The organism is Cytobacillus sp. MT66, assembly GCF_058792595.1.
The window spans coordinates 39025-65549 of sequence record NZ_JBXAFB010000018.1; the positions used below are offsets into that span (position 1 = coordinate 39025).

31 protein-coding genes and 1 tRNA gene are annotated in these 26525 nt (G+C 39.7%); 11 read left to right on the top strand and 21 right to left on the bottom strand.

The features are described 5' to 3' along the window. Positions 1-117: 117 nt before the first annotated feature. From AC1Q59_RS21920 to AC1Q59_RS21930, 3 genes are read right to left on the bottom strand one after another with little or no spacing between them, the layout of a single operon-like run. Positions 118-363: a YuzB family protein gene (locus AC1Q59_RS21920; protein ID WP_492368024.1), complete on the bottom strand. Its 246-nt coding sequence runs from the start codon at positions 361-363 to the stop codon at positions 118-120. A 3-nt stretch (positions 364-366) separates the two neighbouring features. Beyond that, entirely contained in the window at positions 367-651 is a 285-nt protein-coding gene (locus AC1Q59_RS21925; RefSeq protein WP_492367995.1) for a DUF1450 domain-containing protein, read from the bottom strand. Between the two features lie 58 nt (positions 652-709). After that, positions 710-1960, bottom strand: a complete 1251-nt coding sequence (locus tag AC1Q59_RS21930) for a hypothetical protein (RefSeq protein WP_492367996.1) — start codon at positions 1958-1960, stop codon at positions 710-712. A 273-nt stretch (positions 1961-2233) separates the two neighbouring features. On the opposite strand from AC1Q59_RS21930, the gene AC1Q59_RS21935 reads away from it, so the two are divergent. After that, a complete protein-coding gene (locus tag AC1Q59_RS21935) occupies positions 2234-3454 on the top strand; it encodes an MFS transporter (RefSeq protein WP_492367997.1) in 1221 nt (406 codons plus the stop codon). A gap of 59 nt (positions 3455-3513) precedes the next feature. Here AC1Q59_RS21935 and AC1Q59_RS21940 read toward each other — a convergent pair whose 3' ends face one another. Then, positions 3514-4695, bottom strand: a complete 1182-nt coding sequence (locus tag AC1Q59_RS21940) for a thiolase family protein (RefSeq protein WP_492367998.1) — start codon at positions 4693-4695, stop codon at positions 3514-3516. A gap of 196 nt (positions 4696-4891) precedes the next feature. On the opposite strand from AC1Q59_RS21940, the gene AC1Q59_RS21945 reads away from it, so the two are divergent. The 4 genes from AC1Q59_RS21945 (at position 4892) to AC1Q59_RS21960 (ending at position 7338) form a co-directional block, all read left to right on the top strand. Then, on the top strand, positions 4892-5797 hold the full coding sequence (locus AC1Q59_RS21945; protein ID WP_492367999.1) for a nuclease-related domain-containing protein: 906 nt from the start codon (positions 4892-4894) through the stop codon (positions 5795-5797). Positions 5798-6330: 533 nt separating this feature from the next. Beyond that, positions 6331-6597, top strand: coding sequence for a spore germination protein (locus AC1Q59_RS21950; protein WP_492368000.1), 267 nt, complete (start codon positions 6331-6333; stop codon positions 6595-6597). 24 nt (positions 6598-6621) lie between these two features. After that, entirely contained in the window at positions 6622-6864 is a 243-nt protein-coding gene (locus AC1Q59_RS21955; RefSeq protein WP_492368001.1) for a spore germination protein, read from the top strand. A 24-nt stretch (positions 6865-6888) separates the two neighbouring features. After that, complete coding sequence (locus AC1Q59_RS21960; protein ID WP_492368002.1) at positions 6889-7338, top strand: Hsp20/alpha crystallin family protein; 450 nt, start codon at positions 6889-6891, stop codon at positions 7336-7338. Between the two features lie 109 nt (positions 7339-7447). On the opposite strand, the gene AC1Q59_RS21965 is transcribed toward AC1Q59_RS21960, so the two are convergent. From AC1Q59_RS21965 to AC1Q59_RS21980, 4 genes are all read right to left on the bottom strand, one after another. Continuing rightward, positions 7448-7520, bottom strand: a tRNA-Val gene (locus tag AC1Q59_RS21965). Between the two features lie 98 nt (positions 7521-7618). Further along, the gene (locus AC1Q59_RS21970; protein WP_492368003.1) at positions 7619-9577 is read right to left on the bottom strand and encodes a TRAP transporter permease; all 1959 of its coding nucleotides are present in this window, start codon (positions 9575-9577) and stop codon (positions 7619-7621) included. Next, positions 9570-10097, bottom strand: a complete 528-nt coding sequence (locus tag AC1Q59_RS21975) for a DUF1850 domain-containing protein (RefSeq protein WP_492368004.1) — start codon at positions 10095-10097, stop codon at positions 9570-9572. The genes AC1Q59_RS21970 and AC1Q59_RS21975 overlap by 8 nt, the downstream gene beginning before the upstream one ends. Positions 10098-10244: 147 nt before the next feature. Then, the gene (locus tag AC1Q59_RS21980) at positions 10245-11270 is read right to left on the bottom strand and encodes a TAXI family TRAP transporter solute-binding subunit (RefSeq protein WP_492368005.1); all 1026 of its coding nucleotides are present in this window, start codon (positions 11268-11270) and stop codon (positions 10245-10247) included. A 363-nt stretch (positions 11271-11633) separates the two neighbouring features. Between AC1Q59_RS21980 and AC1Q59_RS21985 the strand changes: the two genes are divergently transcribed. The 3 genes from AC1Q59_RS21985 (at position 11634) to AC1Q59_RS21995 (ending at position 13506) form a co-directional block, all read left to right on the top strand. Continuing rightward, positions 11634-12359 (top strand): alpha/beta hydrolase, encoded by a 726-nt coding sequence (locus tag AC1Q59_RS21985; protein WP_492368006.1) that lies wholly within the window; start codon positions 11634-11636, stop codon positions 12357-12359. Positions 12360-12545: 186 nt separating this feature from the next. Beyond that, positions 12546-13058 carry a YjcG family protein gene (locus tag AC1Q59_RS21990; protein WP_492368007.1) on the top strand — a complete coding sequence of 171 codons (513 nt, stop codon included), beginning with the start codon at positions 12546-12548 and terminating at the stop codon, positions 13056-13058. Positions 13059-13065: 7 nt separating this feature from the next. Beyond that, entirely contained in the window at positions 13066-13506 is a 441-nt protein-coding gene (locus tag AC1Q59_RS21995; RefSeq protein WP_492368008.1) for a GNAT family N-acetyltransferase, read from the top strand. Between the two features lie 15 nt (positions 13507-13521). Here the strand turns inward: AC1Q59_RS21995 and AC1Q59_RS22000 are convergent, their stop codons facing one another. Next, complete coding sequence (locus AC1Q59_RS22000; protein ID WP_492368009.1) at positions 13522-13785, bottom strand: hypothetical protein; 264 nt, start codon at positions 13783-13785, stop codon at positions 13522-13524. Between the two features lie 119 nt (positions 13786-13904). Here AC1Q59_RS22000 and AC1Q59_RS22005 point away from each other — a divergent pair, with 119 nt between their 5' ends. After that, a complete protein-coding gene (locus AC1Q59_RS22005) occupies positions 13905-15890 on the top strand; it encodes an ATP-dependent helicase (protein WP_492368010.1) in 1986 nt (661 codons plus the stop codon). 92 nt (positions 15891-15982) lie between these two features. On the opposite strand, the gene spoVIF is transcribed toward AC1Q59_RS22005, so the two are convergent. From spoVIF to AC1Q59_RS22045, 8 genes are all read right to left on the bottom strand, one after another. Then, complete coding sequence (spoVIF, locus tag AC1Q59_RS22010; protein WP_492368011.1) at positions 15983-16237, bottom strand: sporulation-specific transcription regulator SpoVIF; 255 nt, start codon at positions 16235-16237, stop codon at positions 15983-15985. A gap of 104 nt (positions 16238-16341) precedes the next feature. Further along, on the bottom strand, positions 16342-16458 hold the full coding sequence (locus AC1Q59_RS22015; protein WP_492368012.1) for a YjcZ family sporulation protein: 117 nt from the start codon (positions 16456-16458) through the stop codon (positions 16342-16344). Positions 16459-16575: 117 nt separating this feature from the next. Further along, the gene (spoVAE, locus tag AC1Q59_RS22020; protein ID WP_492368013.1) at positions 16576-16932 is read right to left on the bottom strand and encodes a stage V sporulation protein AE; all 357 of its coding nucleotides are present in this window, start codon (positions 16930-16932) and stop codon (positions 16576-16578) included. Between the two features lie 79 nt (positions 16933-17011). Continuing rightward, positions 17012-18028 (bottom strand): stage V sporulation protein AD, encoded by a 1017-nt coding sequence (gene spoVAD, locus AC1Q59_RS22025; RefSeq protein ID WP_492368014.1) that lies wholly within the window; start codon positions 18026-18028, stop codon positions 17012-17014. Continuing rightward, positions 18028-18504, bottom strand: coding sequence for a stage V sporulation protein AC (gene spoVAC / locus AC1Q59_RS22030; RefSeq protein WP_492368015.1), 477 nt, complete (start codon positions 18502-18504; stop codon positions 18028-18030). Before spoVAC ends, spoVAD begins: the two co-directional genes overlap by 1 nt. A gap of 14 nt (positions 18505-18518) precedes the next feature. Beyond that, a complete protein-coding gene (locus AC1Q59_RS22035) occupies positions 18519-19004 on the bottom strand; it encodes a YhcN/YlaJ family sporulation lipoprotein (protein ID WP_492368016.1) in 486 nt (161 codons plus the stop codon). 147 nt (positions 19005-19151) lie between these two features. Beyond that, entirely contained in the window at positions 19152-19277 is a 126-nt protein-coding gene (locus tag AC1Q59_RS22040; protein WP_492368017.1) for a hypothetical protein, read from the bottom strand. A gap of 84 nt (positions 19278-19361) precedes the next feature. Beyond that, complete coding sequence (locus AC1Q59_RS22045) at positions 19362-19718, bottom strand: DUF1360 domain-containing protein (RefSeq protein WP_492368018.1); 357 nt, start codon at positions 19716-19718, stop codon at positions 19362-19364. A gap of 130 nt (positions 19719-19848) precedes the next feature. Between AC1Q59_RS22045 and AC1Q59_RS22050 the strand changes: the two genes are divergently transcribed. Beyond that, positions 19849-20424, top strand: a complete 576-nt coding sequence (locus AC1Q59_RS22050; protein WP_492368019.1) for a CotY/CotZ family spore coat protein — start codon at positions 19849-19851, stop codon at positions 20422-20424. A 50-nt stretch (positions 20425-20474) separates the two neighbouring features. On the opposite strand, the gene AC1Q59_RS22055 is transcribed toward AC1Q59_RS22050, so the two are convergent. The 4 genes from AC1Q59_RS22055 to mgtE all read right to left on the bottom strand — a co-directional run bounded on the left by AC1Q59_RS22055 (position 20475) and on the right by mgtE (position 25350). Beyond that, the gene (locus AC1Q59_RS22055; RefSeq protein ID WP_492368020.1) at positions 20475-21059 is read right to left on the bottom strand and encodes a CotO family spore coat protein; all 585 of its coding nucleotides are present in this window, start codon (positions 21057-21059) and stop codon (positions 20475-20477) included. Between the two features lie 148 nt (positions 21060-21207). Continuing rightward, complete coding sequence (gene fabI, locus AC1Q59_RS22060; protein ID WP_492368025.1) at positions 21208-21984, bottom strand: enoyl-ACP reductase FabI; 777 nt, start codon at positions 21982-21984, stop codon at positions 21208-21210. Between the two features lie 122 nt (positions 21985-22106). After that, a complete protein-coding gene (locus AC1Q59_RS22065) occupies positions 22107-23969 on the bottom strand; it encodes a monovalent cation:proton antiporter family protein (protein WP_492368021.1) in 1863 nt (620 codons plus the stop codon). Positions 23970-24009: 40 nt separating this feature from the next. Beyond that, complete coding sequence (gene mgtE / locus AC1Q59_RS22070; protein WP_492368026.1) at positions 24010-25350, bottom strand: magnesium transporter; 1341 nt, start codon at positions 25348-25350, stop codon at positions 24010-24012. 337 nt (positions 25351-25687) lie between these two features. Between mgtE and prpE the strand changes: the two genes are divergently transcribed. Continuing rightward, positions 25688-26428: a bis(5'-nucleosyl)-tetraphosphatase PrpE gene (gene prpE, locus AC1Q59_RS22075; protein ID WP_492368022.1), complete on the top strand. Its 741-nt coding sequence runs from the start codon at positions 25688-25690 to the stop codon at positions 26426-26428. Positions 26429-26525 lie beyond the last annotated feature (97 nt).

A 26525-nucleotide genomic window follows, 5' to 3' on the forward strand; every position in this document is an offset into this window, starting at 1 on the left:
ACAATTCCTGTCCTGTACGTTTTTTCAGCAACTAAGACTGCAAGAAAAATAAACAATAGAATTAATTTTATTAAAAACAGCATTATTTTTCAATATAATAATGCTGGAAATAGGTTTTTACTTATAAAAAGCTAGTTCTTTTTCTATTTGTTCACGTATTAATCCTAAACACTCTTCAGGCGTTTTCGCAAAAATCCGCTTGCCATTAACAATGGCATACGGCCGGCGGGCACACATACCGCAAAAAGAAAGACAGTCATTTTTAATCACTGCCACTTCGGGATACTCTAATTCAAGGATTGCTTCTATATCAAGATAATTAATGAAATTGCTTTCGCAAATATCTACTATAATAAAGCCGATAGTTTATGCCTCCTTCTGATTGCCATCTGCTATTTTTTTCAGTTTCTCGAGCAATTGGCCTGAATCTTCAGCTGATACAAATTCCCCGTCGACAAGCGCATATGCGCTCATTCTACATTCTTTGCATCTGCTCTGGCATTCATATTCTTTATAAGTAATATTTTTTTGGTTTAGAAAATCATTATATTGTGAAAGGTATTCGTCCGTTAAGAAACGGTCGAGATTTTTCTCACAAAATTCTATTGTAATATTCTTTTGCTTTGTGAATAATTTGCTGAGTAGTTTCATGAATTTATACACCCTTTAAAAGCTTTTTATAAAAAGCCCAAAAAACAAGTACAATTAATTATACATGATTGTTTAAAAAATTACTAAGTGAGTGATTTTCCTTATGCTGACGATTCTGTTCCCAGCGAAAGTAGGATAGCCATATCATTAATATCCCTAGAAGCAGAAGAACGCTGGCTAAAAGTAGCCCGTGTGTCAGAAATGGAACGCCATCCATGTTCATCCACTCCAGCAGTCCCTGACTAAATAGAAGGATCTCATTGATAAAGAAGCCGGCAAAAAACAGCATAAAGCCATTCTTCAACTCAATAATACGCTGCATTTGATATTGTACTAAAATGAAAAAGCTGACAAACCCAAGTAATGTAAAGTGTAAATACCCAATGATGACACTTCTTGTTTCATAGACTAGCTCTGCTAATTTTGGCGAGATTAAGCCAAGTTCCATCGAACTCTTTAAAAATAAAAGGAAGAAGGTAATCCAGAGAAAGGAAACCGTGAATTTTGAATACTCAATGCGAAGACTTTTCCAGACCTTTTTAAAAGCAAAGATAATACATATGGTTCCAATCCATTGGCCGATGCTGCCGATGATGGACAGAAAATGCGCTGTTTCACCTAAATCAGCCCAGAGAACATTTAAAAAATAACCAGGGAAAAGAGAAATAAAATAGATCCAAAATCCAAGTTTCAAAAATGACACCCGAATGGGTATTTGTTTCATATCCATCACGATTGCAAACAAGCCAAGCAGAGCTAAATATAGCCAGCCATTATATTGAAAATGTAAATAGAAGTAGATCGCCATATCAAAAAGTTGAGACTCTTTAAGGCCGCTTGCAGAAATATATCCAAGTGCAAATGGACCAATTGAAGAAATAATTAATGCTGCAAGGGCGCCTTTCATAAATAATTGGCCAGATTTTGATCCAAGATTTTTTAACTGACGATACATAAAGACCGCAGCCCAATACTCAACAAAAATATGGGCGGTGGACATAATGATAGAATATAAGGCATAACCCTCGTACAAAAAGGCTGCAAACATAATAAGTGAGGTAATAAATAATGTACAGACAATGGCTGCTGCCTGTTTTTTTTGTCTAATTGACGGCCAGCCGACAGACAGGAATACGGTAAATACCCCTAAAAATGCCCAGCCTAAAATAGCCAGATGGGAATGACCATGCAAAATATTTGTATATGGAATACCGTCAAACGGATAAAACGGAAAAACACGCATAATGACACCTGATAATGCGGTCAAAATAAAAAATATCAAAGAAAAATGAACAAAAATCCTTGGCACGGCAAACACCCTCCCAATCCTAATATCATTATAGGCTTAGGAAAAAAGACACGCAAAGATTCCTCAAAGTTTTCATAGAAACTTCACATTTCACATACGCCCTGATTATCCTATCTTTTACGTAAATACAATGGAAATTATCCTAATATAGGAGTATGATAGGTACGAAACAAAAATCCGACGAAAAAAGACGGATTTTAACGCGTTAATTGACTGGGGGACTGTCCCCCGGTGCGTTAATTAATTAAAGAATTGAAAGGGTATGAATCAGCAATGAATTACATCAGCCGAGGAACATCGGCCTTTACTAAGGCAAATATTGCCTTATTTGCCGGAGGTTTCAGCACCTTTGCCATCCTTTGGGGGACTCAGCCATTGCTTCCTGAAATCGCTAAAGAATTTCATTTATCACCTGCGGTTTCAAGTTTAAGCCTTTCTGCTACAACGATTGCTTTATCAATTAGTCTTTTAATAGCAGGTTCTTTATCGGAAGTTTTTGGCCGCAAATCAGTTATGGCCATTTCTCTATTTGCCTCAGCCATTCTTGCAATTTTAACAGGTCTTTCTCCAAGCTTCCATTTTTTACTTGCTGGAAGAATTATCGAAGGGATCACACTTGCCGGGCTGCCAGCTATTGCGATGGCTTATCTTGGTGAGGAAATTGATCCAAAAAGCTTAGGAATGGCCATGGGCCTATATATAAGCGGGAATTCAGTCGGCGGAATGGCCGGCCGTATAATAAGCGGGATTCTATCAGATCACTATGGCTGGCATGAAGCCTTAATAGGCATCGGGTTAATAAGCTTTCTTTCAAGCCTTGTCTTCGTGTTTCTTCTGCCAAAATCTGTTCATTTTAAAGCGAAAACTTTTAATGTGAAGCAATTATCAAGTTCATTGTTCAAGCAATTTAAAGTACCTGGACTCATCTATCTGTTCCTTACCGGCTTTTTATTAATGGGCGGATTTGCCTCACTTTATAACTATATTGGGTTCCAGTTAATCGAACCTCCTTATTCGTTAAGCCAAACATTGGTCGGGTTTATTTTTATTGTTTATATTGTCGGAACCTTTAGCTCGACATGGATGGGCATGCTTGCCGACAAGCACGGGAAAAGAAAAATCCTGGAGCTATCCTTATTTATCCTTCTATTAGGGGTTTGTGTAACCTTAAGCGGCAATCTATGGATTAAAATTTTCGGAATCGCCATTTTTACTTTCGGATTCTTTGCCGGGCACTCCATTGCGAGCGGCTGGGTTGGAAAAATTGCAGGACGAGAAAAAGCTCAAGCGGCATCCTTATATTTGTTTTTCTATTATGGGGGATCCAGTGTCGGGGGGACAGCAAGCGGAGTTTTCTACAGCCATTTCGGCTGGAATGGAGTCGTTTCTATGATTGCCGTTCTTGCTATTCTTTCTATTATTATCTCCATTCGATTAGGATTTCTTGAAAAAAGCAAGTACAAATTATCTGCTCATTTTAAGAGTGCACATTAACATGCAGGTCAATAGGAAAGGCCGACTCAAATATATTTTGAGTTCGGCCCTTTTTTCATTTATACATGAAGATTTTCAATAATCACCGTAATACCCTGACCACCGCCAATACACAGACTTGCCAGGCCATAGCGCTTGTTTCTTCTTTTCAGTTCATACGCGAGTGTCAATAAAAGCCTAGCTCCACTCGCTCCTACTGGATGGCCTAGGGCAATGGCACCGCCGTTGACATTTAATTTTTCCAAGTCAATGCCCAGTTCCTTTTTCACAGACAGGACTTGGGCAGCAAAAGCTTCATTTACTTCAATTACATCAATATCCTCTAACTTTAGGTTAGCTCTTTGCAGTGCCTGTAATGTGGCCGGTACTGGGCCGATTCCCATGTATCGTGGATCTACCCCGGCAATTCCCCATGATACAATTCTTGCTAATGGCTTGATACCATGTTTTTCGATCAGACTATCGTTTCCTAATATAACCGCACCCGCTCCATCGTTTATTCCGCTGGCAGTCGCAGCTGTAACGGTTCCGTCCTTTTTAAATGCTGGGCGTAATTTCTGCATCTTTTCAAGTGTTGTTTCAGGTTTCGGATATTCGTCTTCACCAAGAACCACTTCGCCTTTTTCATTAAGAATTGGCACAATTTCTTCTGCTAGGATACCTTTTTCCTTCGCCTCTGCTGTTCTCTTTTGGCTTAGCAGAGCAAACTCCTCTTGTTCTGCACGTGAAATCTGATATTTTTCTGCTAAATTTTCAGCAGTAACTCCCATACCGATCCCGCAATACTGGTCGGTAAGTGTAGCCGTTAATGAATCCTCAAAATGTGGAACCCCCAGTTTAATCGTGTTAAAACGAATATCTCTGACTACATGCGGACTTTGGGTCATATTTTCAGCACCGCCGGCCAGTGCCCCATTTGCCTCATCCAAAAGGATAGATTGTGCTGCACTAACGACAGCCTGAAGCCCTGACCCGCATAACCGGTTAACTGTTAATGCTGGCGTTGTCTCAGGAATGCCCGCTTTTAACGAAATATGCCTTGCCAGATAAGCAGAACTCGTGCTTGTATGAATGATATTTCCGAAAAATGCCTGCTCAATATCTTCAGCAGGCACATGGCTGCGTGTAAGAGCCTCTTTCGCTGCTGCTGCACCCAAATCTATGACATCAATGTCCTTCAAACTTCCGCCAAACGATCCAAACGGTGTTCTTGCTCCTTCGAGTATGTACACATTTTTCATCCTTTATCCTCCTATTCTTTTAAAAAAATCTAATCTAGTAAAAAATCAAATTTCTACCCCTTTGAAAAGTATATTATCACAACATTAAGATAATTCGTGGCTGATTTTCACATTTAATATGTAATTTTCAAATATTGACAAAAGTTTCATGCCACAGAGACAATGTTAGTACACTATTTTTGAAAGGAAATGTCCAATGATCTATAAACATCGCAAAGAACCAAAAAAATTGATCATCCTAAGATCATTACACAATCGTATGAATTTATCGGAAACAGACAGGCAAAGCTATTACAGCCTGGAAAAAGGATATGAAGGAGAGGTTATGTTTGACAGACTGACAGAAAAACTACAATGTGAATGTTTGATCTTGAATGATCTTTTGCTAAAAGTAAATAACACAACTTTTCAAATTGATTCTTTGATAATTTCCCAGGATAAACTTTACCTCTTTGAAATAAAAAATTTAGATGGCGATTATTTTCTGGAGCAGGATCGATTATACAAGCTTCCCAGGACTGAATATAATAATCCGCTGCACCAGCTGAGCCGGTGTGAATCACTTCTTCGGCAGCTTCTCCAAATTCTCGGGTTTAACCTTCCTATTGAAGGCAATGTTGTTTTTATCAATCCTGAATTCACCTTGTACCAAGCCCCTCGCGAATGCCCTATTATTTTTCCAACTCAAGTAAACAGCTATTTGAAAAAAATAAATGAGACACCTTCAAAATTGACTGCCAAACACAGGAAGCTCGCTGAAAAGCTGGTCAGCCTGCATATTGAGGAATCCCCTTATACTGTATTGCCATCATATGAATACGAGCAGCTGCGCAAGGGAATTATTTGCGAGGGATGCGGTTCGTTTTCAGTGGATATTCAGAGACATAAATGTGTCTGCACAGACTGTGGAAACGAAGAGCTGACTACTTCTGCTATATTGCGAAGTATTAATGAATTTAAGCTTCTTTTTCCCGAGAAAAAGGTTAGTGCCAAAGTTATTTATGAATGGTGCAAAATTGTAGAATGTAAAAAGACAATTGCAAGAGTTTTAGACAGGAATTTTAATAAAATTGGAGTCCGTCAGTGGACATACTATAAGTGAGAAGAATATGAAGGACATTATAGAGTTGTTTCAAAGGAACTTGTCTTTCATCTCGGGCTTAAAAGACTTTCCTGATGCTTTTTCCTAGGAACTTGTCCTTCATCTCAGGCTTGAAAGACTTTCCTGATGCTTTTTCCTACGAACTTGTCCTTCATCTCAGGCTTGAAAGACTTTCCTGATGCTTTTTCCTACGAACTTGTCCTTCATCTTAGGCTTGAAAGACTTTCCTGATGCTTTTTCCTAGGAACTTGTCTTTCATCCTAGGCTTGATGGACATCCCTGATGCTTTTTCCTACGAACTTGTCCTTCATCCTAGGCTTGAGGACATCCCTGATGCTTTTTCCTACGAACTTGTCCTTCATCCCGGGATTGATGAACTTTCCTGATAATTTTTCCTAAGAACTTGTCCTTTAATCACTTTTCCTAGAACGCTACCCAAAAGAAACAAAAGACCACTGTCCAATTTTTAATAAGAACGAATGGGTATTCATCCGCATATAGTACCCCAAGAGGATTAATTAAGGGTGAATATTATGCCAGTCACAATAAATCTATATTATATAAAAATTAACAGCATTTCGGGGAATGGATCGGTTACGATTGGCGAAGCGACGCATAACAGCCATACGTCAAAAATTAAATCACAAGGAGTGAATTCCTCCTTTGGAGATACCTCCCCAAATGAAGCGATGATGGAAAACATTTTTATTGATCCGGATGTAAACGACCAGACAGATATTGGAAATTCCGATTCAACGAACATCGGTGTCCCTTTAACAGGACCAATCGATGAATTTTAATACATTTATCTTACGGAGGTTATTATGCCTTATCAAATTAACATTTTTAACGTAAAGGTTAATGGCATGGCCCAAAACAGCAACTTTGATATTGGGCCGACAGTTCATAATAGCCATACGGCAAACACTAAATTATTTGGCTCAAATTTCTCGTTTGGAGATCTTTCTCCTTCAGGATCACAACTTAATACCGGTGTTTTAGATCCGGATGTTAGTGACCAAGATCAGATTGCGAATCCTTCACAGCCTATTGTTGGTCAGCTTTAGCCATAGTGGTGCAGGGGATTAAAAGTGAATGGGCGAGGTAGAAAAATGGATATGGAAAAAATAAAAAAATGGGTGGATTTTTCAAACCAATTTCACCAAAGAGATGACTGGAAAAAATTTTTCAACCTTTATCCTCCTGATCAATTTTTTAGTGAAAAGGGGCCATTTCCAAAATACGATATTTTTCAGAACGAAACACATAATTGTCTTTTAATAGAAGTGCCGGGTTTAAATCGTGAAGATTTTCATGTTTCTTTACAATCTAAATCAAAATTATTGCTAAAAGGAACGGCAAAACCTATTTTCCCAGCAGAAATGGAAATGAAAAAAGAACGATTCTATGGTGAGTTTGAACGTGTCATAGACCTGCCTGAACCAGCTGAACCCCATTTGATGCAATTTTACTTTCATCAAGGATTGCTGCAGATCATTTATCCTCGGCAAAATGAATCGGTCCACTTAAACCTTTATTAGAAATGAACAGGAGCTGCGTATATTTTTATACAATAAAAAGACCACTTCCAAAGAAGTGGTCTTTTGCAAAGAACCCTTGTTCCGAGGGTTCTACGGGTTTGGCACCCAATGACCTGTGAGGGACTTGAACCCCCGACCCCCACCCTGTCAAGGTGATGCTCTCCCAGCTGAGCTAACAGATCGTGTTAAAGTATATATTTAATTATATGTATTTATGAATAAATGTCAATAGTTTTTTCTTAAGAAAGCAGGCCCCCTGAAAGGAGGCCTTTTCCTAATGTTAGGCAGCTTGTGTTTTCCCTGTATTTCCTCTTTTGAAAACAATCTGCAAAACAATAAGTGCAATGAATATGACTAAACCAATAATATCTGAAAGACCTTCAGGATAGATCAGCAGCAATCCTCCTGCCATACCAAGGATTCTTTCTGTCCAATGGAGCTTGCGCATCCAAAAACCGATAACCCCCGCACCAATTGCCATCATCCCTGATAGTGCAGTAAATACTACCCAGATTAAGTAATACCAGGTCGTATCAATCATCAGCAGCTCGGGTGATAGAACAAACATGTACGGAATAATAAATGCTGCAATCGCAAGCTTAGACGAATTAACCCCTGTTTTAATCGGATCCCCGCCCGAAACACCTGCTGCCGCAAAGGCTGCTAGGGCAACTGGCGGTGTGATGTCGGCAATAATACCAAAGTAGAATACAAACAAATGTGCCGGAAGATCAGCTACACCAAGCAGAATAATAGCTGGTGCAGCGATAGTTGATGTAATGACATAGTTTGCGGTTGTCGGTGAACCCATTCCAAGAATGATGGCTGCCACCATTGTCAGCATCAATGTAGGAATCAGCGCACCTCCGGCAAGTTCTAGAAGCCCATTTGCCATCTTTAAACCTAAGCCAGTCTTTGTAACAACACCGACGATAATCCCGGCACAGGCAGTAGCAGCAGCAACACCTAAGGCTGTGCGGGCACCGTCAACAAGTGCGTCGATAAAGTCCTTAACGCCAATTCTTGTGTCTTTCCGGATAGCGCTGACAGCAATGGTAATGACAATTGACCATAAAGCTGCTCGTATCACGCTCATTCCTGACATTAATAGAATAATAACCCCTAAGATTGGTAAAAGGAGATAAATCTTCTTTAATACTTCTTTACGATTTGGCATTTCTTCATCTTTTAATCCGCGGAGTCCGACACGCTTAGCCTCAAAATGTGTCATGATCCAAATGCCAGTAAAGTAAAGCAAGGCTGGGATAGCTGCAGCTTTTGCAATTTCCCAATAGGTGATACCCCCGCCAATGAATTCAACCATTAAGAAGGCTGCAGCCCCCATAATAGGCGGCATAAGCTGACCGCCTGTGGAAGCAGCTGCTTCTACCCCGCCGGCAAACTCTTTTTTGTAGCCGAGCTTTTTCATCATCGGGATGGTAAAAGAACCTGACGTGACTACGTTGGCAACCGAGCTTCCGCTAATAGTTCCTTGAAGAGCACTAGAGAAAATGGCAACCTTTGCCGGGCCCCCAGTACTCTTTCCTGCGATGGATACAGCTAAATCATTAAAATACTGTCCGACTCCGGTTTTTACCAGGAAGGATCCGAATAATAGGAATAAGAAAATAAAGGTGGCTGAAACCCCTAAAGGTGTACCCAAAATTCCTTCTGTTGTAAAGAACATCGTTTGCACAAGCCGATCCAGATCTAAGCCGCGGTGAGCCAAAAAGCTTGGCATATATGGACCATAGATAGCATAGCCCAAAAAGGCTAAAGCAATAATCGTAATTGGCATACCGACTGCACGCCTCGTAGCTTCCAAAACAAGAATGATGGCCAATAACCCAACATAGAAATCTACTTCAGTTAAGCGGCCAACCCTGCCGACGATTTCATCAAGAAATAACGGCCAATACGCACCGACTGCCACACCAAGAATCGCTAGAATAATATCATACCAAGCAACTTTATGCTTAGCCCCTCTATTTTTTTTCCTGGCAGGAAATAATAAGAAAATGAGTCCTAGCGCAAACCCTAAGTGAATCGAGCGCTGCAGCTGGGCGGTGAGCATGCCGAAAACACCTGTGTAGAGATGAAATAGAGAAAATGCCAACAGCCCGAAAAAGACAATCCATCCCAGCACCCCTGTCAGTTTTCTCGTTCCTGCTTCAGGGTCATATTTTTCAAGCAGCTCCTGCTGCTCTTCTATCGATAAGGTTTCATGCTCTTTACTCAAGGATGTTCACTCCTTTCCATTGCTGATACCAATTAAGCTTCTCTGTTTTAATGCGCACCCATGTTCCAGGCTCAATATACTGGGAAAGCTGATATTCAGCACCATTATAGATGACGCGATGATTCGCCCTTACCTTGCCTATCCTAAGATCAAAATGCGGAAATATCCGGTTCATATTTTTTATATAATATTTTCCATCCTTTTGTTCAAAAATTTCCCCATCTGACGCGTTATTCGGCATACCAATAGCAAAATCCTCATACATAAGCTCATACTGTTTAATTTGCCCATCTATTGTGAATTGGTAGCTTTCAACAACATCGGAAAGATGAATAGAATGGGTATACTTAATTTTGAAAAAGTCTTCCTTTGATATTGGGATATAGGCAAGCACTTTCCCGGTATTTTGAAATTGAAAAACTAATGCCTGCTGTTTAGGAATGAAAAGTATGATAACGATGGAAATAAGGATGAGGGGAACCAGGATCAGGATTCTTCTCCCTGGCTTTTTTATTTTCATGTTAACCCCACCTAGTCAATATAGGAATTGCGCGCAATCTTCCAAGAATTGGATAAGTCCTTGTTAAGGTAATTCGGCCGGCTCAAAAACCCCCAATCGGGTCTATCGCCGGCCGCCTAATAATCAAATAGATTCGTATAAAGTGATTTACTCTACTGTAATTCCCAGTTCTTCAAAGTATTTCTTTGCTCCAGGGTGAAGGTCAATACCTGTACCTTTAACAGCATTTTCGGCTTTAATTAATTTTCCTTTAGCATGAGTAACTTTATCTAAGTTTTCAAAAATAGCTTTAGTAATGTTATAAACAACATCTTCAGACAGATCATTGGCAACAGCAAGCATGGCCTGAACAGCTACTGTTGGAACAGCTTCAGCAAGCTTATATGTGCCTGCAGGAACTTCATCCTGGACATAGTATTGATATTTTTCGATTAAAGCATCAATTTTATCTTGTGCAATAGGCACAATAACGACATCTTCAGTTGCTGAAAGACCTTCTACGGCACCAGTTGGAGTTCCAGATGTAACAAAAGCAGCATCAATGGTTCCATCTTGAATTCCTGCAGTTGATTCATCAAAGGATAGATCCTGCTTTTGAATATCATCAAAAGTTAATCCGTGTACTTCAAGGATTTGTTCAGCATTTGGAGCTGTACCAGAACCTGGAGCTCCAACAGAAACCTTCTTGCCTTTTAAATCCTCAACAGATTTAATGCCAGATTTTGCTGTTGTTACGATTTGAATGGTTTCAGGATATAATGTGCCAATTGCGCTGACATTATCAATTGCATTGCCTTCAAACATTAATTTTCCTTCACTTGCATAGGAAGCAATATCTGTTTGCGTGAAAGCAATTTCAGCATTTCCATCTTTTAAGGTGTTCATATTTTCTGCAGATGCACCAGAAGTTTCCGCATTTGTTTGAATTCCCGTTTCGTCCGTAATAATCTGAGCAAACGCACCGCCTAATGGGAAATAGGTTCCGCCAGTACCGCCTGTTACAATACTGATAAATTTAGGCTTCTCAGCAGTTGCTTCTCCGCCATTATCACTGCTTCCCCCTTCAGCATTCTCATTGCCGGCCTCTTCTTTAGCACCGCCCCCGCATGCAGCAAGCACCATCGAAAGCGCTAACAATAGAATCATAGAAAGCATGAAACTCTTTTTCTTCATCAAAATGCCCCCTTTATAGTTTTATATTTATCAGATTTATTCTAACTAAGTAATCACACAATTGTCAATAATCCCCTAAATTGGCTAAATTCATAATTATTGGTTAATTTATCCCATCCCGTGTTAGCCGATTTATATCTACTATATTCAAAATAAATTGTCAGCATGATTTATTTAAAATAAATCCATATTATAATAGACGTATGTAAATTTAAGGAGCATGCATTGAAAAAAGCATTTACAAAAATCCTATGTTAAAATAGTAACGGCGATATCAATACCAGCGCCAATTAATGGGAGATACCATAATAATGAGGGTTTGACCCATTGCAATATTGCATATAATGGAGGATCGATCGATATATGGAACAATCTAGAGGCACCATAAAAGATTTAACATTTCCAAGCAAAGAATTAGGTGAAGATCTGCAGCTTCTCCTTTATCTGCCGGCGAATTATTCCCCGCTTTATAAATATACGGTTGTTATTGCGCAAGATGGCAAGGATTATTTTCAATTGGGCAGAATTGGCCGTACAGCTGATGAGCTTCTTAAAAATGAGGAAATTGAAAATATCATTATAATTGGAATTCCTTATAAGGATGTTAAGGATCGCTGGAAAAAGTATCATCCAGATGGAGACCAGAATCAGGCCTATATTCGTTTTCTTGCCCATGAGCTAGTGCCTTACCTTGACAAAGAATTCCCTACATATTCAATGGGGATGGGCCGAGCATTGATCGGAGATTCCCTTGGGGCTACAGTATCCTTAATGACAGCTCTCCAATATCCAAATACATTTGGTAAAATCATTCTGCAATCACCGATGGTAAATGATCAAGTATTGGCAACAGTGAAAGATATGCAGCAGCCGCATCTTTTGGATGTATACCATGTGATTGGCAAAGGGGAAACAGCTGTTCATACAACGAAAAATGAAATACAGGATTTCTTGACACCGAATCGTGAACTTTCAGCTATTTTCACAGAAAAACAATTTCCTTATTTCTATGAGGAATTTGATGGTGATCACACATGGACCTATTGGCAGCCTGATTTAAAACGTGCCTTAAAGATGATGTTTTCTTAAAAAAACTGAGAAAGCAAGATTGGACATTTTTCCGTTTAATCTTGCTTCCCTCTGATGATTTAACCTATTGGTCACATAAAAGTGCAAATTCATACCTTATATTTGGAAAATTTGTTATAATGTAAAAATAGCTTTTTCATATTTCATCCAGCCACCAATAAATTTATTAAAAATGGAGGTTTTCAAATGAAATTAGGTGTCGTCATATTCCCATCGAAAAAATTGCAGGACTTGGCCAATTCTTATCGAAAGAGGTATGATCCAAATTATTCTTTAATACCTCCACACTTAACATTAAAACCTTCCTTTGATGCTGAAGAAAACCAAATTAAAGAAATCACAAACAACTTGAATGAAATTTCAGACAAAATGGTGCCGTTTCAGCTGAAAACTGTCAAATTCAGCTCATTTCAGCCAGTCAATAATGTCATTTATTTCAAAATTGAACCTTCACAGGAACTGGATGATCTTCAAAAGGAAATTAACAATAAGATTGGTTTTGAGAAACCAGAATATTCCTTCGTTCCTCATATCACTATAGGACAAAAACTTTCCGATGATGAGCATTCTGATGTATATGGCTCATTAAGGATGACGACTTTTAACCACGAAGAAATCATTGACCGTTTCCATCTTGTCTACCAGCTAGAAAATGGCCAATGGACTGTTTATGAAACATTTCGCCTAAGAAAGGACTAAAAGATTAATGGAAGTTAAATTAGCTGCAACTCAACAAGAGCTTGAAGACGCATTTTCTATTCGAAAAGAAGTATTTATACATGAACAGCATGTTCCAGAAGAAGAAGAAATCGATCAGTATGAAGATACATCTGCACATTTTGTTCTATATGAAAATGGCCAGCCAATTGGAGCCGGACGTTTCCGTTCGCTTGACGGCATAGGAAAGGTAGAAAGAATTTGTGTTTTACAAGAAAATCGCAAATCAGGTGCAGGAAAAGAAATCATGAATAAGATAGAAGAGTATGCAAAAGAAAATGGGTTTGCCTCTTTGAAATTAAATGCCCAAACACATGCGATCCCTTTTTATACTCGCCTGGGATATGAAATCGTTTCCGAGGAATTCCTTGATGCGGGAATCCCTCACCGGACAATGAAAAAAACTATACAACAAAAAACTTCTGTCTGATCGACAGGAGTTTTTTTATACTCTTTGGTCAATATATCTTCCCTTTCCCGTCAGCTCACTATATATACGATCAGCTATTTTTCTTTTTTCCGATTGCTGAGTGTCTGTTAATTTATGATAAAAGGTTCCTTTTGTATCCGGCGGCCTATCTTTCGGAAGATTGACTGCAGCAGAAACCTTTGTAACGGGTCTAAAGCGATATGGATCATAGGGCCTTATGATAAGTCTTTCAGCATACTGGTCATATTGGTATATCTGCCAAGGGATTATAAGTGCCATTTAACCGCCACTCCTTTTTAGCGTTAAAATATTTTTTGTTGGCAAATCAAGACCGCAAAAAACTATTCTCGTGTTATGATAGAATTTGTCTATTTGAAATAAAGATGAGGTTTTATTTTATGAAGAATGCTCTAATGAAAGCAGAACAAGTAAAAAATATTCCCCCGTTTGTTCCTGTTCCCGCAAAAGGCTTACCGCAATCGTTTTCCTATATACAGCTCTTAGCGCATACAGGCGTCAAGCTTGACGATGATCAGACACAAGCTGTCACGAAGACAAATGGACCGCTGCTTGTACTTGCTGGAGCCGGAAGCGGAAAAACACGGGTATTAACCGCTCGTACAGCCTTTATGATCTGTGAGCAGAGGATTGACCCACGAACAATTATGCTTGTTACCTTTACAGCAAAAGCGGCCGGGGAAATGAAAAGCCGGCTATCCTCCTATCCAAACATGACCAAATCAACGGTTCAGAAAATAGTTTCTGGAACCTTCCACAGTTTGTTCTATAAAATATTAATGTTCCATTCTCCTGAAAGGTGGAACCCTAATAAACTGCTAAGCAAAAGCTGGCAGCGCGAGCAAATCATTAAACAGTCCGGAAGAGAGCTAAATCTTGATGATAAGGAATTTGCCTATGATTTGGCATTAAATCAGATTAGTTATTGGAAAAACTCAATCATTTCCCCAAAAGAAGTCAAGCCGCAATCGGCATGGGAGGAAAAAGCAGCAGATCTTTATCAGCTTTATGAAAATTGGAAGGAAAAAGAAGGTTTGTTTGATTTTGATGACATGCTGACTGGATGTTATCGCTTCTTTCTTGATGAACCTTCCCTTCTTGAACTTTATCAAAACCGCTTTCAATACTTTTTAATTGATGAATTTCAGGATATCAATAAGGTCCAATATGAGCTGATGAAGCTATTATCGGCAAAAACAAAAAATGTTTGTGCTGTTGGCGATGATGATCAATCTATATATGCATTTCGCGGCAGCAGCCCGCAATACCTGCTGGATTTTGAAAAAGATTTTCCTGGATCCGAAATCGTGACAATTGGGCAAAATTATCGGTCAGCCCACGAAATTGTTGCAACCGCAAACCAGGTTATCAGGCTTAATAAGAATCGCCGCGCAAAGAAAATGAATGCTCAATTTGCCGGTTCGGGCATCCCCACCCTCTTCTTCCCTGAAGATGAGGAGGATGAAGCAGCTGCAATTATTGATGATATACGAGGAAAAGTTTCTGATGGATGCGAGCCAGGTGATATTGCCATCTTATACAGAACAAACACCGGCAGCCGGGCGATGTTTGAACACCTTGCCAAATCAAGCCTGCCTTTTAAAATTGAGCAGGATACAGAATCATTTTATGACCGGTTTATTGTGCGCAGTATCCTTGCCTTTTTGCGTCTGTCGATTAATGAAGAGGACAAGGAAGCCTTAAAGTATGTATTGCCTGCCCTGTTTGTGAAGCAGTCTGTTCTGCAGGATTTAACAGCTGAAAGTATTTTAAAAGATTGCACGCTCCTTGAGTGTCTGAAGTATGTAAAAACGGGGTACTCATTTCAGGAAGCTAAATTAAAAAAGGTGCCCTCAGCGGTGAGATCGATAACAAAATTGTCTCCAGTTCAGGCAATTGAAGTGATTGATAAAGAGCTTGGCTTTCAGGACTTTATCAGAAATCGCGGAAGTGAAGGAAATAAAATGGAGAAAGGCTCCGATGATTTAAAGGATTTGAAAACAGCAGCAAAAGGCTTTGCCTCAATCCAGGCATTTCTTGAGCATACAGATCATATGAGAGCAATGAATAAAGAGATTAAGCAGCTTTATAAAAATAGTACCAACGCGATTACCCTAAGCACAATACACCGTGTTAAGGGGCTGGAATATAAAACCGTATACATCCTTGGAGCAGTCGAAGGAAACCTTCCCCACGACTATGCTCTCGAATCTGATCGCAGCGGAGATCCGGAACCAATCGAAGAAGAAAGACGCCTCATGTACGTTGCACTCACAAGAGCCATGCACAAGCTCTACATATCCGTCCCGCAAACAAGAAGAGGCAAAAAAGCCAACCCCTCCCGCTTCCTCAAGCCAATCACATAACCGCTTTAAAGCGGTGGGGGTCAGGCCCCCAGCAAAGTAACGCTTTAAAGCGGCGGGGTCAGGCCCCCGGCGGGGAGGCTAACCACTTTGGTTTATTTTTTATTTAGCATTTGGGAGATGGTACCAAAGTCTAGGGATTTGCCGTCTTTAATGATAGAGTTGACGATTTGGTCTTCCATCGATTTTGATACTGGTTTATTGGCTATTTGAGATACTCTGCGGATGACCCCTCTGACTGTCTTTTCGTCCTTGAAGTTTGCGTTCTGCAAGGAGTTGGCCAAATCCAAAACATCCTTCATATTTACGCCAGTTTTCTTTTCAATGTTTTTAAAGAATTGATTATCCATTCTAGTTACACGCCCCTTCATAAATTCTTTAATATTGTATGAACGTGGGCGAAAAAGGTGATAAAACAAATAGGCAATGCCCATTGGCATTGCCTTGTTTTCTCTTATCTCCAGCTGGCACCAACAATAATTAATAAAATAAATAATACGACGATTATTGTAAAGCTGTTAGTATATCCGCCGCCATATCCATATCCGTAGCCGCCGAAACCGTAACCCATGCCTATCACCTCTCTTTTACATTACACTTCTAACTTATGTAAAAGAGGTACAGCTTGTATAGGCAAGTCCCTATAGAAACGATTTTTAGACATTCGCTTACTTAAAATCTTAACTGATTATCCCTTGGGCTTGAATACCAGTGCTCCTAGGAAGCCAAATATAATGGCAGCAGAGATCCCAGAGCTAGTCACCTCAAACATCCCTGTCAGAACCCCAACAATCCCATGCCTTTCAGCCTCATTAAGGGCACCGTGAACAAGAGAGTTTCCGAAGCTCGTTATCGGAATCGTTGCTCCTGCTCCTGCAAAATCAATTAATGGTTCATAAAGGCCGAATCCATCAAGGACTGCCCCAATGACAACCATCAGACTAAGCGTATGTCCGGGAGTTAGCTTTCCAACATCAAACAGCAATTGACCAATCACACAAATAATTCCTCCAACGATAAATGCCCAAAAAAACATAGGCAGCATGCCGATCACCTCCTTAGTGTGCCTGTTCCTGACTCCCGAATCCTGCATAACAGAATAAGGGATTATCCATCACCCTCATTTATGGCATTTCAATAGAAACCGCATGAGCTATGCAGGGAATGGATTCGCCCTGTTGAAATGACATTGGGGAAAGAAGGGCGCCTGTCGCTACAACAAGAATCCTCTTATATTTCCCTTTTTTCATTTGGTTGAGCAAATGGCCGTATAGGACAGCTGCCGAACAGCCTGAACCGCTTGCACCGGAGTTAACCGGCTGATCCTCTTTATAAATCAAGAGTCCGCAATCCTGATACTTTTCCTTATCCATTTTTACACCGGCATTGGTTAATAATTCATAAGAAGTATTCCGTCCGATTTCACCCAAATCACCTGTTACAATTAGATCATAGTAGGAAGCATCCACATTTAAATCCTTAAAATGAGCAAGAATCGTATCCGTTGCAGCGGGAGCCATTGCCCCTCCCATGTTAAAAGGATCAGTCAGCCCCATATCAACAACCTTACCGATAGTAGCTGATACTGTAACAGGGCAATTTTCATCTGTGCCATCATTTTCTTTCACAAGAGCAAATCCAGCTCCTGTAACAGTCCATTGTGCGGTTGGCGGTTTTTGCCCTCCATATTCCGTTGGATATCTGAATTGCCTTTCAGCTGCGGCATTATGACTGCCAGAACCCGTAATTATATTTTTTGCTCCGCCATGATCAATCATGAACGAAGCCAGAGCAAGACCTTCCATAGACGTGGAACAAGCACCAAAAATCCCAAAATAAGGGATTTGATTCGTTCGTGCACTAAAACTTGTTGGGGTAATTTGATTGATTAAATCACCCGCAATAAAAAAATGAATATCCTCTTCTTGCAGATTTGCTTTTTTCAAGACGGTTTCACAGGCTTCCTCAATAAGGACACGGTGTGCCTTTTCATATGAATCCTCATCGATCCATAGATCATCATGCAAAATGTCAAAGTCCGCTGCTAATTTCCCATTTGCCTCAAAAGGGCCCCCTGTTACTCCAGTTGCTGCAATAACAGGTTTGTTTTGAAATACCCATGATTGTTTTCCCATCAGCATTACAAAACCCCCCAATTAATAAGAATGGTTTTTATCAATGCCACAACAAAGGCCGCAAAGACTCCAAACACAATAACCGACCCCGCCAGCTTAAATATGTTTCCTCCAACACCAAGTACAAGACCCTCTGTACGGTGTTCAATGGCCGCGGACACAACAGCATTGCTAAACCCTGTAACAGGAACAGCACTCCCTGCTCCCCCATATTGTCCAATATGATCATATACACCAAAGCCAGTCAGCAGCATGGCAAGAAACACCATTGTGGCCACAGTTGGATTGCCCGCTGTCTGTTCAGTAAAATTAAAAAAGTAAATATAGAAATAAGTAATGGCTTGCCCAATGGTGCAAATAATTCCGCCAACTAAAAAGGCTCGCAGGCAATTTTTCAGCACTGGCCGCTTGGTCTCATGTTTCTTCTGCAGGATATCATATTTCTGCTGTTCAGGCGTTTTCTTTTTCTGTTTACTGGACATCCTTTATCTCCTTTCTATGTCATTTCTTGTTGAAGTTTAATGATATCTTGAAGCTTTTTATTTGCCTCTTTCCGGGAAAAATCAGGGTTTTTCATTTTTTCTTGCAGCCGTACAGCTTCGAGAAAAATTTTATAATCGCTGGATATTGTAAATTTTTCGTCCGGATATTTCTTCTCCAGCTTTTTTTTCAGATCTTTTTCGATTTTCTTCATTTGAAAGCGATACATATGCTTAACCTTATAGGCAACTAGGATATCCTTATCCCCTTTAATGATGGCTGCATCGTAAATTTCCTTATAGTTTTGGATTTCCTCTTTAATGCCTTCAGCCATATCAACATTCTTTTCCGTTCTATGATCGAGTACGGAGGGGCTCGGATTCGTCGTTTTTATCAACGCGAGCTCACTTTTCTTAGTGTCATCGCCTTTTGTACCGCAGCCGAATAATAATCCCGTGCAAATTAATATCGCTGAAAATCGGACAAACCTCAAACTAATCACTTCCTATAAAAAAGATCATCTTTCCTCACTGCTCCAACATATGTATATTGTCTTCGAAAAAAAGTAAATTTATGAATGAATACCCTTTGCCAAGTATTGGCTTAACGATCGTCAATAGTGTATTTCTCCAAAAAAAAATAGCCGAAATTATCGGCTAAAAGATTGATTATAAGTTGATTGGGTCTTTTTTTTCTTTTTACCGCACCCGCAACCTTTTTTCTTTTTTGTCGTCTGATTGGCCTGTGATTTCATTTGCTGGGAGTACTTATTCATTATTCTGGCCTCCCTTCTTGAACATTTCTTCATATAATGTATGTGACGAGCGGTTTACTTGCTTAATCATCAGCCTATTATTTTTTATTCATTAATAAATCTCTGAAGAATGGTTTCAATAATCGCTGCGAGCCCGGCAATGGCTAAAACAAAGATAATGGAAATCCCAAATGCCGGATAAAAGAAATATAATAAATATAAAAACAGCGAGCTCCACATACCTGTACACCAATAGCAGCTAAGGAGCTCACCAAATGTTTTTCCAAGCACCCCATTTTTGGGAATTAAGTATATTTCCGATTCTCCATCACTATCCAATTCCTTCACTTCATCAAAAAACGGCCTTCTAATAAATTCTGTAATTTTATCATAGACGAGTAACCTTGTGAGACGAAAGCTTGCTAATGCCAGAACAGCAAGCTCAAATAAGGAAAATTCCATATTCATTCCTCCAATTAGAAAAAATCAGCCTATTTTTATGCAAAACAAGGCGTTTGTCCGTAACCCAAAAGGCACTTCAGCAATATGTTATTAGTGTAGTATCACAAGATTAAATAAGGAGGAAATCAAAATGGGTTGTGGAAAAAAAGACCACTTCAAACACGAGAATTGCGTATGTGAAGTTGTCCGTGCGATAAAAGACATTCAAGATAATGCTGAAGAAACTTGCGAATGCCCATCTAACTGCTTTTTAGAGCCGCTAGGTGCCATTTCACCAACAAATAGAAGAAGAAATGGTGCTCCAGATACTCGCGTTATCGTTCTAAAATCTGCGGACGGCAAGCCATTCCATGCTTTTATGACTAGCAATGGTAATATGCAGCAGCCAGGAAAGGACAAAAAGAATCAATCATGTGTATCTATCTTCTTCCGTGTAGAGGAAGTATTTGACAACTGCTGTGCAGTTCTTCGCGTCCTAGAGCCAATCGAAATGGAAGGCAAGGATAAAGAAAACCAGCAAAACCAAAACCAGATGATGATGCAAAAAGTTAAGCCTGTCAACCTTGTAAAAGATGGTATGATTGACTTAAATGCTGTTTGCAACGTTGACTTTTTCCGCAGTACAAACGATTGCATCACAGTTGACCTAAGCTGCTTCTGTGCTGTACAGTGTATTGCAGACGTTAACCTAGATGTTTGTGACTAATTAATAAGAAAGAAGCCAGTCGAAAATCGGCTGGCTATTTTCTTTTCATTCTATCCCCTTAACCCAGTCATTTTTACACCTTTTAACTCAGCCATTGGAATGCTTTGTATTTTTCCGTTTAATTGTTTAATTTCAATCATTTCTTCTGTTCTGCCAATAAGAATCCCCCTAAACGATGTTTCCTCCAATTCAAACACACAAGGAACTGGCGGAAGCTGCTTCGGGAAATTCTCTAAATAGTCTAAACGTTCAAGAGTATTCATTTCCCTGAACCTTTTTACTCTATTAAAGGACTGAACCCCAGCTTGGCGTTTAATTGGCGTAAATGCAGAGCCAGAATCAGCTTCTGCTCTTTGTTCTTCATATGCTTGAATGGATTCTTGTACATCTGTCAATGCTTCCATTGTGTTTTCATTCTTCACCTCTGTCCCTTGCTCAATAGCCGCTTCTTCATTCTTGTTTTCTTTTTCCGCCTGATCCTTATCGTTATTTTTCAACTTTTCTTCTAAATCAGGCTGCTGGTTCTCTTTCACTTTTCTTGGACTAGAATATAGCTCTTGCATTTTTGCTTCTGGAAATTGGATACTAGGCTGCTGGATATAAAGGAGCGGCTCCTTAGCTTTCTTTTTAAGCATGACCTTCACCTCCGCGTACATATGGCTTCACCCTATATGTATGCAAAATATAGGCATTCGTTTACAAAAGACATGAAAAATGAATGGCCTTACATACAAAAAGAAACCTGCATTCCGTATTGGAAGCAGGTTTCTCTTCATTTTCTTATTAGACAATATGAAATCCAGAATCACAATGGATGTTTTCACCTGTGATCCCGCGGGACATATCACTGAATAGGAAGACAGCCGTGTCACCGACTTCTTCTGGAGTAGTTGTTCTGCGCAGCGGTGCACGCTCTTCAATTTCTTTAAGTATGGTATTGAATTCACTAATTCCCTTGGCTGAAAGTGTGCGGATTGGTCCAGCTGAAATAGAATTCACGCGAATGCCATGTTTGCCAAGGTCATTGGCTAAATATCTCACACTTGCATCGAGAGAAGCCTTGGCCACACCCATCACATTGTAATTCTTAATTGCGCGCTCTCCGCCTAGATATGTCATTGTTACAATGCTGCCGCCTTCTGTCATTAAGTCCTTAGCTTCTTTAGCAACAGCTGTTAAAGAATAAGCGCTTATATTATGAGCAAGCAAAAATCCGTCTCTAGTTACGTTCAAATAATCACCCTGCAGCTCTTCCTTATTAGCAAATGCTATACAGTGTGCTACTCCATGAATCGTACCAGCATGTTCTTTAATTTGCGCGAAGCATCTTGCAACATCTTCATCGCTTGTTACGTCACATGGAAGAACAGGAGATTTTGCCCCTTCGCCATCTAGTGTTTCAACTAATTCGCGCACGCTCTTTTCCAGACGCTCTCCTGCATAGGTGAAAATTAGACTTGCGCCTGCCTGATGCAAAGAACGGGCAATTCCCCAAGCGATACTTCTTTTATTTGCCACGCCCATTACTACATATGTTTTTCCATTTAAAGAAAGCATTATTATTTTCCTCCCGGATAATTTATTACAAGTTATTAGTACCTAGTGCTAATTCTACTATAAACAATATTAAAAGAAAAGAAAAGAGCCAAACTGCACTTTCGTACAGGTTAGGCTCCATTCTTTTAGCACCAATCACAGAATTCAAGCTCTCTTTTTAATTCATCCACATATTCTTTAGATCCAGTGACAATCAAGCGGTCATTCAGCTGAAGTTCTGTCTCTCCATGTGGAACAAGGGAATCATGTCCTCTGATAATCCTTACAAAGATAACATCTCCGGTAAATGGAAACTCCCTTAGCGTCATACCTTCAAATTCGTTGTTTTTCAGGATAATTTCATAAAGAGTTGTCTCCTGATTCGTTAAAATGTCAACAACACTTGGTGACTCAATCAATGCAAGAAGCAGTGTTTTCTGAGAAAGCAGTACAGAGAACACTTCAATATCGTGTTCCTTCATGCTTTCCTGCAAGTCTGGGCTTTCAAGGCGGCAGATCACGCGATCAATGTTCGCTTCTTTATAGGCAATGGCAAGGGTTGCATTCAATTCCTCATCACCAGTTGTAATAATGACAATATCTGCTTCAAAGCTTTCAGTTTGCTGAAGTGATTCCAGAGAAAAATCTTCAATTTCAACTATTTCAAATAAAGAATCGGAAATATTTTTATCAGATTTCTCATGCTTCTTATGATATAGCACCGGTTCATACAAATGTGATTCAAGTTCTCTAGAAACAGGCAGTGTCAGCTGGTTTGCACCAATAAAAGCAACCTTGAGTTTTCTTTCTTTGCCCGTCTCTTTCGGGAAAAGCTTTTTAAAAACAATCGGCGTAAAAATACTTGTAATAACTGCAACAAGAATAAGCGTCCCTCCCATTTCAGAAGTAATCACGCCAATTCTTTCTCCAATGGTGGCTGAGGCGATAACCAGAGACAGCGTTGATGTTAATAAAAATCCAGATGCCATCACAGTCTTCATGTCATACCATCGTTTCAGCAGATAAACAGGCAGCAGCTTTGATATCAGCAAAGCAATCAGCAATAGCGGAATGAGCATCAGCAATTTTTTATCGCTTAACAATGACCAAATATTTAAATCTACACCAACCATGACGAAAAAAATCGGTATTAAAAACCCGTAGCCAAAGGAATCAAGTTTATGGACTAAATCTTGGTTCGGCGCAAGCAGCGACACGAGAACCCCGGCTAGAAATGCACCAAGAATATTTTCCGCTCCTACTGTTTCCGATAGAGCAACAAGGAAGATAATAAGAGTAAAAACAGCTCTTGTGCCAATTTGAACAGTTCCTGTCGACATAGCCTCAATAAAATTGCGCCCTTTAAATAGCCGGCCCAGGAAGTACAGCAATACTCCCGCTCCAAATAAGACTAACAGCAGCCAGACACTTCCCTGTCCCCCATCATACATGGAGACAAAGACAGCAAGCAGAATCATCGTGGCCAGATCGGCAATAACAGCGATCAGCAATATAATCTGGCCGATGCCTGTTTTCATTAGATGAGCTTCCTTTAAGGTAGGCACAACAACACCTAACGAGATAGTTGAAATTATTAATGTCATGAGAAAGACATTATCAATAAATCCAGCTAAAACGAATAAGTAAGATAAACCTAATGATAGAAGAAAAATCCCTATGAAAATGATGGTTGAAATTAAAAATGAATTCGGTTCTAATTTGCCATTGGGCAATTTTTCGCGTTTCTTATTGCCTGAAAAAGCGGTAAAATCAATTTCCAAGCCGCTTAAAAACATTAAAAAGATAAAGCCTAATGTAGAAAGAGTCTCCAGCCACATATCTGGATGAACGAGATCAAAGCCGCTTTTCCCGATTATTAGACCCATCAAAATTTCCGCTACAACAACAGGAATGAAATTTAATTTAAATCTATGCAATAAGATTGGCGTCAAAAACGCAACCATGATAACAATGACTAGTGAAGCAACTGAAACACCATGTTCCTCCATCCAATCCCTCCTTTAAAAAGAACTATTTAAATAAAGCTTTTTAGATTAAATAGGCCATAAACACGGTGGCCATGCCAAAATAAATTAAGATACTGATTAGATCATTTATCGTTGTGATAAATGGACCTGAAGCCACAGCTGGGTCTATTTTAAATTTGTGCATAATCAGCGGAATTAATGCTCCGGCAAGCGTCGCAACAATCAATGTAAAAAGGATGGAAAATCCGACAAGGATGCCGAGGTAGAGATTACCCTGCCAAATATATACAATGATTGAAACAAGGACCCCGCAAATAGAGCCTGTTATTAATCCTGTGCCAGCCTCACGTAAAATAAGCTTCGGCTTGCTTTCCTTTTCCAGATCCCCTGTGGCAATCCCCCTGACAGCAACAGCCAGCGCTTGTGTTCCCGTATTTCCGGCCATACCGGCAATTAAGGGAATAAAAACGGCCAAAATGGCCACTTTGTTTAAGGTATCTTCAAAGCGTCCTATAAGACTAGCTGTCAGCATTCCTAAGAATAATAAGATGATCAGCCATGGCAGCCGCTTTTTTGCCGCGGAAAAAGGACTGCGGTCAACAGAATCTAAATCTGAGATCCCTGCAAGCTTTGAATAGTCATCAGATGCTTCTTCATCCATGACATCCATGACGTCATCAACTGTGATAATCCCAAGCAAATGATTTTGAAAATCGACAACGGGAAGGGCAAGAAAATTATAGTCTTTAATTTTTCGGGCCACTTCTTCCTGGTCTTCTCCTACAGGTACAGAAACAATCCGGTCATTGGTGATTTCCGAAATCATCGTATCGTCATCACTGACAATTAGGTCCCTTAAGGAAACAACCCCAATCAGCCTTTTGTCCTCATCAAGAACATAGATATAGTAAATCGTCTCTGCAGTCGGCGCTTGACTTTTTAAAATATACATGGCTGAACGGACAGTCTGGTTAGCCGAAATGGAGACAAAATCCGTAGTCATGATACTTCCAGCTGTATACTCTTCGTAATGAAGCAGGTCCTTTATTTCTTTTGCCGCTTGTTGATCCATGATTGTCAAATAGCTGACTACCTGATTTTTATCAAGGGTGTTTAATAAATCGACAGCGTCATCGACATACATTCTTGATATCATATCAGCTGCAAAATTAGGATTCATTTCCGCCAGTACTAGCTTGTAAAGGTCATCATCCATTTCCAGGCTTTCGAAAAGAGTGGCCATTTCCTCCGGAGAAAGGAAGTAATAGACCATTTTTCTATTCCCCTCATCTAATTCCTTAAAAAATGAAGCCTGATCATAAGGATGCAGTTTCAGGAATTCATCACGAAATCTTTCTATATCTTCATTTTTTAAAGAATCGATTAATAAATCGGCATCAATATGGCTAGCTGATGTTTCCTCTAAAGTGTTTTCCAAACAATTCTCCTCCTTTCAAGAAAAATTATGCAGCGTTTTTGCTGGATTCTCAGCTCTATTTTAGTCTCTTTGAAATTAAAATATATGCCTCAAACATCAAGCACCACACTATACTAACAAATCTTCACTTTTTTGTCGCATGATTTACATAAATGATAAATACTTTTAACAGGAGCATTTTTTTAACAGCCTTTTTGATACTTTTCCCTCTTTACCCAGATAATATCATTAGCAAACGGATTCTCTAGCAGGGATAAAGTATACAAAAATCAGATAGGATAACGGTAAAAAGGAGTTAAATATGAGATTAGATATCATTGGAGATATACACGGCTGTTTTCAGGAGTTTAAGGAGCTTACTCAAAAGCTGGGATATGAATGGGAAACAAAAGGAGTGCCGTTACATAAAGAAGGACGAAAGCTTGCATTTGTTGGGGATCTAACGGATCGCGGGCCAAAGTCATTAATGGTGATTGAAATCGTCTCTAAGCTGATCAAAAATGATCTTGCCTACTACGTGCCGGGTAATCACTGCAATAAACTGTACAGGTTTTTTCTTGGAAATAGGGTCCAGATCTCACACGGCCTGGAGACAACCGTAGCAGAATATGAAAAACTTTCGAAAAAGGAACAGCAGATTATAGCCAGCAAGTTTAAAGAGCTGTACGAATCTGCCCCGCTCTACCTAGTCTTAGACGCAGGAAAACTTGTCATTGCCCATGCAGGGATTTCTGAAGAATACATTGGGAAAAACTCATCCAAAGTGAAAACATTTGTCCTTTATGGAGATATAACAGGAGAAAAACATCCTGACGGTTCTCCCGTCAGACGCGATTGGGCAAAGCATTACAGAGGAAAAGCTTCCATTGTCTACGGTCATACACCGGTAAAAGAGCCAAGAATCATCAATAACACCTACAATATCGATACAGGGGCCGTCTTTGGCAACAAGCTCACAGCACTAAAATACCCGGAAATGGAAACCATATCCGTCCCCTCCTCCATGCCCTTAGTACAAGAAAAATTCAAAGACTTTACCTAATTAACGCATCGGGGGTCAGTCCCACTAGCGTTGCACAGCTGTTATTAATTTGAATATTTGTAATTATTTTACATTACCTTTTATTCCAAATGGAGAA

Bases quoted from the DNA above. Each gene is read 5' to 3' on its own strand.
- AC1Q59_RS21925 (WP_492367995.1), bottom strand. From the start codon at position 651: ATGAAACTACTCAGCAAATTATTCACAAAGCAAAAGAATATTACAATA.
- AC1Q59_RS21935 (WP_492367997.1), top strand. From the start codon at position 2,234: ATGAATTACATCAGCCGAGGAACATCGGCCTTTACTAAGGCAAATATT.
- AC1Q59_RS21940 (WP_492367998.1), bottom strand. From the start codon at position 4,695: ATGAAAAATGTGTACATACTCGAAGGAGCAAGAACACCGTTTGGATCG.
- AC1Q59_RS21945 (WP_492367999.1), top strand. From the start codon at position 4,892: ATGATCTATAAACATCGCAAAGAACCAAAAAAATTGATCATCCTAAGA.
- AC1Q59_RS21950 (WP_492368000.1), top strand. From the start codon at position 6,331: ATGCCAGTCACAATAAATCTATATTATATAAAAATTAACAGCATTTCG.
- AC1Q59_RS21955 (WP_492368001.1), top strand. From the start codon at position 6,622: ATGCCTTATCAAATTAACATTTTTAACGTAAAGGTTAATGGCATGGCC.
- AC1Q59_RS21975 (WP_492368004.1), bottom strand. From the start codon at position 10,097: ATGAAAATAAAAAAGCCAGGGAGAAGAATCCTGATCCTGGTTCCCCTC.
- AC1Q59_RS21980 (WP_492368005.1), bottom strand. From the start codon at position 11,270: ATGAAGAAAAAGAGTTTCATGCTTTCTATGATTCTATTGTTAGCGCTT.
- AC1Q59_RS21985 (WP_492368006.1), top strand. From the start codon at position 11,634: ATGGAACAATCTAGAGGCACCATAAAAGATTTAACATTTCCAAGCAAA.
- AC1Q59_RS21990 (WP_492368007.1), top strand. From the start codon at position 12,546: ATGAAATTAGGTGTCGTCATATTCCCATCGAAAAAATTGCAGGACTTG.
- AC1Q59_RS21995 (WP_492368008.1), top strand. From the start codon at position 13,066: ATGGAAGTTAAATTAGCTGCAACTCAACAAGAGCTTGAAGACGCATTT.
- AC1Q59_RS22000 (WP_492368009.1), bottom strand. From the start codon at position 13,785: ATGGCACTTATAATCCCTTGGCAGATATACCAATATGACCAGTATGCT.
- AC1Q59_RS22005 (WP_492368010.1), top strand. From the start codon at position 13,905: ATGAAGAATGCTCTAATGAAAGCAGAACAAGTAAAAAATATTCCCCCG.
- spoVIF (WP_492368011.1), bottom strand. From the start codon at position 16,237: ATGGATAATCAATTCTTTAAAAACATTGAAAAGAAAACTGGCGTAAAT.
- AC1Q59_RS22015 (WP_492368012.1), bottom strand. From the start codon at position 16,458: ATGGGTTACGGTTTCGGCGGCTACGGATATGGATATGGCGGCGGATAT.
- spoVAE (WP_492368013.1), bottom strand. From the start codon at position 16,932: ATGCTGCCTATGTTTTTTTGGGCATTTATCGTTGGAGGAATTATTTGT.
- spoVAD (WP_492368014.1), bottom strand. From the start codon at position 18,028: ATGCTGATGGGAAAACAATCATGGGTATTTCAAAACAAACCTGTTATT.
- spoVAC (WP_492368015.1), bottom strand. From the start codon at position 18,504: ATGTCCAGTAAACAGAAAAAGAAAACGCCTGAACAGCAGAAATATGAT.
- AC1Q59_RS22040 (WP_492368017.1), bottom strand. From the start codon at position 19,277: ATGAATAAGTACTCCCAGCAAATGAAATCACAGGCCAATCAGACGACA.
- AC1Q59_RS22045 (WP_492368018.1), bottom strand. From the start codon at position 19,718: ATGGAATTTTCCTTATTTGAGCTTGCTGTTCTGGCATTAGCAAGCTTT.
- AC1Q59_RS22050 (WP_492368019.1), top strand. From the start codon at position 19,849: ATGGGTTGTGGAAAAAAAGACCACTTCAAACACGAGAATTGCGTATGT.
- AC1Q59_RS22055 (WP_492368020.1), bottom strand. From the start codon at position 21,059: ATGCTTAAAAAGAAAGCTAAGGAGCCGCTCCTTTATATCCAGCAGCCT.
- AC1Q59_RS22065 (WP_492368021.1), bottom strand. From the start codon at position 23,969: ATGGAGGAACATGGTGTTTCAGTTGCTTCACTAGTCATTGTTATCATG.
- prpE (WP_492368022.1), top strand. From the start codon at position 25,688: ATGAGATTAGATATCATTGGAGATATACACGGCTGTTTTCAGGAGTTT.